The organism is Burkholderia sp. 9120, assembly GCF_000745015.1.
Taxonomy (GTDB): domain Bacteria; phylum Pseudomonadota; class Gammaproteobacteria; order Burkholderiales; family Burkholderiaceae; genus Paraburkholderia.
In genome coordinates this window covers 1,869,792-1,878,734 of the sequence record NZ_JQNA01000001.1, presented here as the reverse complement: position 1 = coordinate 1,878,734, position 8,943 = coordinate 1,869,792, and the positions used below count along the sequence as shown (strand labels likewise).

4 protein-coding genes and 2 rRNA genes are annotated in these 8,943 nt (G+C 59.2%); 4 read left to right on the top strand and 2 right to left on the bottom strand.

The features are described from left to right. A 23S ribosomal RNA gene (locus tag FA94_RS08360) occupies positions 1-1,366 on the top strand; the annotation flags it as partial. Between the two features lie 199 nt (positions 1,367-1,565). Beyond that, a 5S ribosomal RNA gene (gene rrf / locus FA94_RS08355) occupies positions 1,566-1,679 on the top strand. 435 nt (positions 1,680-2,114) lie between these two features. Here rrf and FA94_RS08350 read toward each other — a convergent pair. Further along, a complete protein-coding gene (locus tag FA94_RS08350) occupies positions 2,115-3,311 on the bottom strand; it encodes a M20 aminoacylase family protein (RefSeq protein ID WP_035548882.1) in 1,197 nt (398 codons plus the stop codon). A gap of 179 nt (positions 3,312-3,490) precedes the next feature. Between FA94_RS08350 and FA94_RS08345 the strand changes: the two genes are divergently transcribed. Together FA94_RS08345 and FA94_RS08340 are read left to right on the top strand one after the other, a co-directional pair. Continuing rightward, positions 3,491-5,569 carry a molybdopterin-containing oxidoreductase family protein gene (locus tag FA94_RS08345; protein WP_035548879.1) on the top strand — a complete coding sequence of 693 codons (2,079 nt, stop codon included), beginning with the start codon at positions 3,491-3,493 and terminating at the stop codon, positions 5,567-5,569. A gap of 146 nt (positions 5,570-5,715) precedes the next feature. Beyond that, positions 5,716-7,389: a long-chain fatty acid--CoA ligase gene (locus FA94_RS08340; RefSeq protein ID WP_035548877.1), complete on the top strand. Its 1,674-nt coding sequence runs from the start codon at positions 5,716-5,718 to the stop codon at positions 7,387-7,389. A 260-nt stretch (positions 7,390-7,649) separates the two neighbouring features. Here FA94_RS08340 and FA94_RS08335 read toward each other — a convergent pair whose 3' ends face one another. Then, positions 7,650-8,837 carry a porin gene (locus FA94_RS08335; RefSeq protein ID WP_035548875.1) on the bottom strand — a complete coding sequence of 396 codons (1,188 nt, stop codon included), beginning with the start codon at positions 8,835-8,837 and terminating at the stop codon, positions 7,650-7,652. Between the last annotated feature and the right edge of the window lie 106 nt (positions 8,838-8,943).

The following is an 8,943-nucleotide window of genomic DNA, read 5'->3' as shown; positions in this document are numbered from 1 at the left end:
GCCATTCACCTAGGTGAAGAAGCAATCGGAAGTGGTTCCAAGAAAAGCCTCTAAGCTTCAGTTTAACAAGACCGTACCGCAAACCGACACAGGTGGGCGAGATGAGTATTCTAAGGCGCTTGAGAGAACTCGGGAGAAGGAACTCGGCAAATTGGTACCGTAACTTCGGGATAAGGTACGCCCCTGTAGCCTGATGCGCCTGCGCGCGTAGGGTGAAGGGGTTGCAATAAACTGGTGGCTGCGACTGTTTAATAAAAACACAGCACTCTGCAAACACGAAAGTGGACGTATAGGGTGTGACGCCTGCCCGGTGCCGGAAGATTAAATGATGGGGTGCAAGCTCTTGATTGAAGTCCCGGTAAACGGCGGCCGTAACTATAACGGTCCTAAGGTAGCGAAATTCCTTGTCGGGTAAGTTCCGACCTGCACGAATGGCGTAACGATGGCCACACTGTCTCCTCCCGAGACTCAGCGAAGTTGAAGTGTTTGTGATGATGCAATCTCCCCGCGGCTAGACGGAAAGACCCCATGAACCTTTACTGTAGCTTTGCATTGGACTTTGAACCGATCTGTGTAGGATAGGTGGGAGGCTATGAAGCGTGGACGCCAGTCTGCGTGGAGCCATCCTTGAAATACCACCCTGGTTTGTTTGAGGTTCTAACCTTGGTCCGTAATCCGGATCGGGGACAGTGCATGGTAGGCAGTTTGACTGGGGCGGTCTCCTCCCAAAGTGTAACGGAGGAGTACGAAGGTACGCTAGGTACGGTCGGAAATCGTGCTGATAGTGCAATGGCATAAGCGTGCTTAACTGCGAGACCGACAAGTCGAGCAGGTGCGAAAGCAGGTCATAGTGATCCGGTGGTTCTGTATGGAAGGGCCATCGCTCAACGGATAAAAGGTACTCTGGGGATAACAGGCTGATACCGCCCAAGAGTTCATATCGACGGCGGTGTTTGGCACCTCGATGTCGGCTCATCTCATCCTGGGGCTGTAGCCGGTCCCAAGGGTATGGCTGTTCGCCATTTAAAGAGGTACGTGAGCTGGGTTTAAAACGTCGTGAGACAGTTTGGTCCCTATCTGCCGTGGGCGCTGGATATTTGAAGGGGGCTGCTCCTAGTACGAGAGGACCGGAGTGGACGAACCTCTGGTGTACCGGTTGTCACGCCAGTGGCATCGCCGGGTAGCTATGTTCGGAAGAGATAACCGCTGAAAGCATCTAAGCGGGAAACTCGCCTTAAGATGAGATATCCCCGGGGCTTCGAGCCCCTTGAAGGGTCGTTCAAGACCAGGACGTTGATAGGTCAGGTGTGGAAGCGCAGTAATGCGTTAAGCTAACTGATACTAATTGCCCGTAAGGCTTGATCCTATAACAGGTGTGTCTCTCTCTCGACCCGCGTTAGCGCTTTAGCGCTTACACGGGTCCGATCCCCGAAGGGGAAGACACACGGTTGAGATCAGTGTTGTGCAATACAGGCACAACCCAAAGTAACACCGAGAGGCATCCTCTCAACTACTTCTTCCAGATTGGCTGTATTGCCCCAAAGGCAGTGCGGCAACAAGTCATGCCTGATGACCATAGCGAGTCGGTACCACCCCTTCCCATCCCGAACAGGACCGTGAAACGACTCCACGCCGATGATAGTGCGGATTGCCCGTGTGAAAGTAGGTAATCGTCAGGCTCCCTAGCAGAAAACAGAAACCCCACCCTAAAAGGTGGGGTTTCTGTCGTTTACGGCCGTGGAAAATCGCAGATATACCTGCCGTACACTGGCAAGCGGTTCGTCGCGTCGCCGCTCTTAGCGGACCGCTCCCACACTGGCCGACGATATCAGCCGTTCGCTGGCAGCGGATAACTGCAACGGCTACCCGCCAGGAAGAACCAAAGTCGGTTCCCCGCCCTGTCATCAAGCCATCCCACGCTCATGTTGACGGTCTGTTGCGTTCTTCTGGACACGTGTCTAACGTTGACGCGATTCGGACTGGTGTGCCGCACCATCTCGGATGCCTCTCCACCACCTGAGCGGCTGCCAAACAAGCAACCACGAAGCCCGCAAAACTCGAAACTAGAGACGGCGACCCATAACGCGCCGTCTCCAGCATCGCCAAAACACGCCCTATCGTCCCTCAGCCAAAAACCGCTGCGCCAATCGCACCCAATAAGTCGAGCCGATCGGCAGCAACTCATCATTGAAGTCATAGCTTGCGTTATGCAGCATGCAAGGACCCGCACCGTGGCCCGAATCTCTGTGGCCACCATCACCGTTGCCTAAAAAGGCGTAGCACCCCGGCTTCGCCAGCAGCATGAAGGAAAAGTCTTCGGCGCCCATTGTCGGTTCGACCGAGTCGTCGACATTTTCCGCTCCCACAATTTCCTTCATGACCGTTGCTGCAAAGCGAGCCTCTTCGCTGCTGTTGATAGTCGGCGGGTAGTTTCGGTGGAAATGTACATTCACCGAGCAATCGTACGCATCCGCGGTGCTCGCTGCGATCTTGCGCATGCGTGCTTCGATCAGATCGAGCGTTTCGGTGGTGAAAGTTCGCACGGTGCCCGCAAGCCACGCATCATTCGGCACGACATTCAACGCGTCGCCAGCGTGAATCTGCGTGATCGACAGTACGGCCGTATCGAGCGGCTTCTTATTGCGCGTGATGATGCCCTGCAGTCCATTCGCAATCTGCACGGCGGTAAAGACCGGATCGCGCCCGTTATGCGGCAACGCCGCGTGCGAGCCGATACCTTTGATCTCGATGCGAAATTCGTTGCTCGACGCCATGATCGGACCTTCGGTCACGCCGAAATGGCCCGCCGGCATGCCCGGCCAATTGTGGATGCCGAACACGGCATCGACTGGAAACTTCACGAACAGACCGTCGTCGATCATGGCCTGCGCGCCGGCGCCGCCTTCCTCGGCCGGCTGGAAGATGAAGACGATCGTGCCGTCAAACTCGCCATGCTTCACCAGATGCCGCGCCGCGCCGAGAAGCATCGCGGTATGCCCATCGTGGCCGCATGCGTGCATCTTTCCATCGTTTTTCGACCGATGGTCGAAGCTGTTCAGCTCCTGAATCGGCAGCGCGTCCATATCGGCCCGAAGTCCGATAGAGCGCGAACTCGTGCCGCGTTTAAGTACGCCGACCACACCGGTCTTGCCCAGTCCGCGGTGCGTTTCGATACCCCAGGATTCTAAGGTTCTGGCGACCAGATCTGCAGTCGCCGTCTCCTCGTAACGCAATTCCGGGTGAGCGTGGATGGTTCGTCGGAGAGTCTGGATTTCGCCGTGGGCGGCCTGGATTTCGGGGATCAGTTTCATGATGGAGTGATGTTGCGCTTGTGCTTTGACTTGCGTGGGATCGCTCGGGGTCACGTGACCCGGGCACGGTGATAAACGATTCTACGCCGAAGGCATTTTTGGCGGGACCATGCAGGTTAACCGCGAATGGACGTAATAAAATCCGGCATCGCCTCACCGCTCTCTTCGACGGATCGACCATGAATGCTCCGACTGAATTCGCCCGCGCCGTGTGTCCCCACGATTGCCCGGACACCTGCGCGATGCGCGTCACCGTCGAACATGGCAGGGCGATCAAGGTGGTCGGCGATCCCGATCATCCGCCGACACAAGGCGCGTTGTGTACCAAAGTCAGTCGCTATGCGGAGCGCGTGCATCATCCGCGTCGGCTGACCACGCCAATGAAGCGTGTCGGTCGCAAAGGCGAGGGCCGCTTTGAACCGATCAGTTGGGATGAGGCGTTCGAGCTCGCCGCAACCCGCCTGTCAGAGATTGCCAGCCGCGCACCGGAGGCGATCTTGCCGTACAGCTACGCCGGCACGATGGGTTTGATTCAAGGCGACAGCATCGCCCAACGATTCTTCCACAAACTCGGCGCATCACAACTTGACCGTACGATCTGCGCCGCGGCCGGCGCAGCCGGGCTGAAATATACGTACGGCGCGAGCGTCGGCATGCTGACCGAGTTCTTCGCCGAGAGCGAGATCATTCTGATCTGGGGCTCGAATCCGATCGCGTCGAACCTGCATTTCTGGACGCGCGCCCAAGAAGCCAAGCGGCGGGGCGCACGGTTGATCGCGATCGACCCGTATCGCTCGCTGACCGCCGAAAAATGCCATCAGCACATTGCGCTGAAACCCGGCACGGACGGCGCGTTGGCGCTCGGCATGATGAACGTGCTGATCACGGAGAACCTGCTAGATCACGCGTATATCGTCGAATATACGGTGGGTTTCGCTGAACTGAAGGTCCGTGCGTTGACCTATCCGCCATCGCGCGTCGCCGAGATTTGCGGTATCGACGAGCAGGTCATCTTCGATCTTGCGCGACTCTACGGCAGCACGAAGAAGGCCGCGATTCGAATGAATTACGGCCTGCAGCGGGTGCGCGGCGGCGGCAATGCCGTGCGCGCCATTGCCAGCCTGCCTTCGCTGACGGGCGCGTGGCGCGAGCGGGCCGGCGGTGCGCTGCTGTCGTCGGGCGGCTGGGCGCCGGTCGACTCGCATGCGTTGCAACGTCCGGATCTGATGCCCGGTTGGCCGGCCAAACCGAGCCGCGTCGTCAACATGAACGCGATCGGCGACGCATTGCTGCATCCCGGCGACGCCGCTTTTGGTCCGAAGGTCGAAGCCATCATCGTCTACAACTCGAATCCGGTGGCCGTTGCGCCGGATTCCGAGCGGGTCGCGGCAGGCTTTGCACGCGACGATCTGTTCACGATCGTGCTGGAGCATTTTCAGACCGACACCGCGGACTATGCCGACCTCCTGTTGCCGGCTACGACGCAACTCGAGCATCTCGACGTCCACAAGTCATACGGCCACACGCACGTGATGGTCAACTTGCCGGCGATCGCTCCGGTCGGTGAAGCACGGCCGAACACGGAGATCTTTCGCGGCTTCGCGCGGCACATGGGCCTCGATGAGCCGGCGCTGTTCGAGAGCGACGAAACCATCGCGCGAGCCGCATTCCGCTGGCAGGACAAAACGCTCGAAGGCGTGAGCTGGGAGACGTTGAAGCAGACCGGCTGGGCAAGGCTGAACCTGCCCGACGCGCCTTTCGCCGAGGGTGGTTTCCGCACGCCGTCCGGCAAATGCGAGTTTTACAGCGAGCGCCTCGCGCAGCAGGGGCTCGACCCGCTGCCGGACTATCTGCCGCCCTACGAATCCGCCGATGGCGCGCCCGAGCTTGCCGCCCGCTACCCGCTGGCGATGATTTCGCCGCCCGCGCGCAATTTCCTGAACAGCACCTTCGTCAACATCGAGAGTCTGCGTTCGACCGAAGGCGAACCGCATCTGGACATGCATCCTGCCGACGCGCAGTTGCGCGACATCGTCGACGGTGCGCAGGTGCGCATCTTCAACGATCGTGGCTCGATGCAGGCGCGTGCCCGCGTCACCGACAAAGCGCGCGTGGGACTCGTCGTCGGTCTGTCGATCTGGTGGAAAAAACTCGCACCGGACGGCCGCAACGCAAACCAGGTCACCAGTCAGGCGCTCACCGATCTAGGCGGATCGGCCACGTTCTACGACTGCCTTGTCGAAGTCGAGCGCGTCTGACACGCGCTTAAACATCCCGTGGCTGCTGGCCGAAACAGGTTCGAGGCCGCAGTCTAACCCCAGCGCTTTTCGCGAATAGCACAGAGGTGCCCATGCTACGATGCGTTTTTAGCACGACCATTCGAAAATAAAGGAGGAGACGCTGCATGGACAAAATCTGGCTGAAATCTTATCCGCCCGGCGTTCCCGCAGAGATCGACCCGACCCGCTATTCGTCGGTCGCTGAACTGCTCGAAGAAGCCTTCCGCGACCATCGCGCCAAACCGGCGTTCGTCTGCATGGGCAAGCAGATCAGTTACGGCGAGCTCGACACGCTCTCGCGCAAACTGGCTGCGTGGTTTCAGTCGAAGGGTCTCGCACGCGGCTCGCGCATCGCGATCATGATGCCGAACGTGCTGCAATATCCGGTGGCGATTGCCGCCATCTTGCGCGCAGGGTACGTGGTCGTGAACGTGAACCCGCTTTATACGCCGCGCGAGCTGGAGCATCAGCTCAAGGACAGTGGCGCTGAGGCGATCATCCTGCTCGAGAATTTCGCGGTGACGCTGCAGGCGATCGTGCGCAATACCGCGGTCAAGCACATTGTCGTCGCGGCCATGGGCGATTTGATGGGTCTTAAGGGCTCGCTGGTCAACTTCGTCGTGCGTCGGGTCAAGAAGATGGTGCCGGCGTGGAGCTTGCCAGGCCACGTCAAATTCAATACGGCGATCTCCGAGGGCGGCCGGCAAAGCTTCAAGCCGGTTCAGCAAGGCCCGGACGACGTCGCGTTTCTTCAGTACACCGGCGGCACGACCGGCGTGGCCAAGGGCGCGACGCTGCTGCACCGGAATCTGATCGCCAACGTGCTGCAGTCGGAGATCTGGCTCGAGCCGGTTCGCGCCGGCCGCACGGATATCGATCAGTTCATCACCGTCGTGGCGCTGCCGCTTTATCACGTGTTCGCGCTGACCGTTTGCGGGCTGCTGACGATCCGTACCGGCGGCCTCGGCGTGCTGATTCCGAATCCGCGCGATATCCCGGGCATGATCAAGGCGTTGCAGGGCTACCAGATCAACACGATTCCGGCGGTCAACACGCTCTATAACGCGATGCTGAACAGCCCGGATTTCCATAAGCTCGATTTTTCGAAGCTGCTCGCGGCGAACGGCGGCGGTATGGCGGTGCAGGAAGCGGTGGCCAAGCGCTGGTACGAGCGCACGCATACGCCGATTATCGAAGGCTATGGGTTGTCGGAAACGTCGCCGTGCGTGACCTGCAATCCGGTGAGCGTCACAGAATACAGTGGGACGATCGGCTTGCCGTTGCCGTCGACGGAAATTTCGATCCGCGACGACGACAACAACGAAGTGCCGCTCGGTCAGCCGGGTGAAATCTGCATCCGCGGTCCGCAGGTGATGGCGGGTTACTGGAACCGGCCGGACGAAACGGCGAAGGTCATGACGCCGGACGGTTTCTTCAAATCCGGCGACGTGGGCTTCATGAACGAAGGCGGCTTCGTCAAGATCGTGGACCGCAAGAAGGACATGATTCTGGTGTCCGGCTTCAACGTCTATCCGAACGAGATCGAAGATGTGGTCGCGAAGCTGCCGGGCGTGTTCGAAGTCGCGGCGGTCGGCATCCCCGATCAGCATTCGGGCGAAGCCGTGAAGTTGTTCGTCGTGAAGAAAGATCAGGCACTCACCGACGCGGACATTTTCGCGTACTGCAAAACGCAGTTGACCGGCTATAAGCGGCCGAAGATCGTCGAGTTCCGCACGGAACTGCCGAAAAGCAACGTCGGCAAGATTCTACGCCGTGAGTTGCGCGATGGCCGGGCCTAAGCGGTAAGCGACAAGTAGACGCTAAGCAATAAGCGTGGACGGGCGCGTAGCGCGAATGGAAGCGAAAGGCTCCGCCCGCCGGACCAGGCACTAAAGAATGAAACATGAAGGCCCGGCAGACGAAAGTCTGCCGGGCCTTTTTTATCAAGCCGTCTGCCCCGCAGGGGTACGGCCGAAAACGCAGCGTGTTCAGGATTGCCCGAGCCATAAAAAAAGGCGCCCGAAGGCGCCTTTGAGGCAGACTACTTTATTACGACTTATTAGAACTTGTGGCGGATACCGATACGAGCCGTCAACTGGTTCTGATTCTGCGAAGGCGTCAGGCCGTTGATGGCAGCCGTTGTCGCGACCGTTTGGCCAGCTGCATTCAGCGTGTCGCCCACAGCGTGTTGGTACACACCCGTCACGTACACGTCGGTACGCTTCGACAGGAAGTAGTCCACGCCGATCGCGCCTTGGTGGTATTGAGCGCGCGATGCGCCAGCGATTTCCACGCCGCGCGTGTAGTCGTATGCAGCGCCGATCAGCAATGCCGGGGTCAACTGATACTTGAAGTTGAGTTCCGCGTTGTTGAGCGTAGCCGATTGGCCCTTGTAAGCCGCCAGAGCCGGCGCCGTGAACGACGAAGCCAGGTTGCCGAAGCGGATGTTCGAGTACGTTGCGCCGATCGTTGCTGCGCCGAACGTGTATGCACCGCCCGCACCGATGACCTGGTACGTGTTAGCCGATGCGAAGCCAGCGTAAACCGGCGACTGGGCGCCGATGTTTTGCGCTGCAGTCTGCGTCGTGCCGCTGTCGTTGAACAGGCCACCCGAAGCCGACGGGGTGCGTGCGTTCAAGTAACCAACGCCCAAAACGAGGGGACCGTTGTTGTAGCCAGCGCCCAACGACCAGATCTGGTTCGACGTAACGTTGCCCGCAACACCGCCGAAGCTATACGTGCCGCCGAACGTCAGGCCGCCGTAGTTTGCGCTCGTGTACTTGACCGTGTTGTTGGTGCGGTACGCGTTGTTGAAGTTGTCGAGGTCGCCCGGGTGAGCAGCGATGTAGCCGCCCCACTGGTCGCCGACTTCCAGCGGACCGACATAGTCGACGACGGAGTCGTACTGACGACCCAGCGTGACCGTGCCGAACTGGCTCGACAGACCGACGTAAGCTTGACGACCGAACATCAGGCCGCCTTGACCCAGCTTGCCGCTGTTCACGTCAAAGCCGTTTTCCAACACGAAGATTGCCTTCAGACCGCCGCCCAGATCTTCCGTGCCGCGCAGGCCGAAACGCGAGCCTTGCAGAACGCCGCTGGACAGGTTGTACAGGTGCTTGCCACCCGCGTTGGTATTGATGTTGAAGCCTTCATCAATAATGCCGTACAGGGTCACGCTGCTCTGCGCATGTGCCACGCCTGCGAATGCGCCCAGTGCTGCGAGAGCGAGAAGCGACTTTTTCATCGAATGATCTCCAAGGATTACGAATCTTTTGTACAAGGCGAATATTTGTCTAGCGTTGAGGCCTTGCTTGTCCAACTTCGCGAGAAGTTGCACGTAATGTAACAAA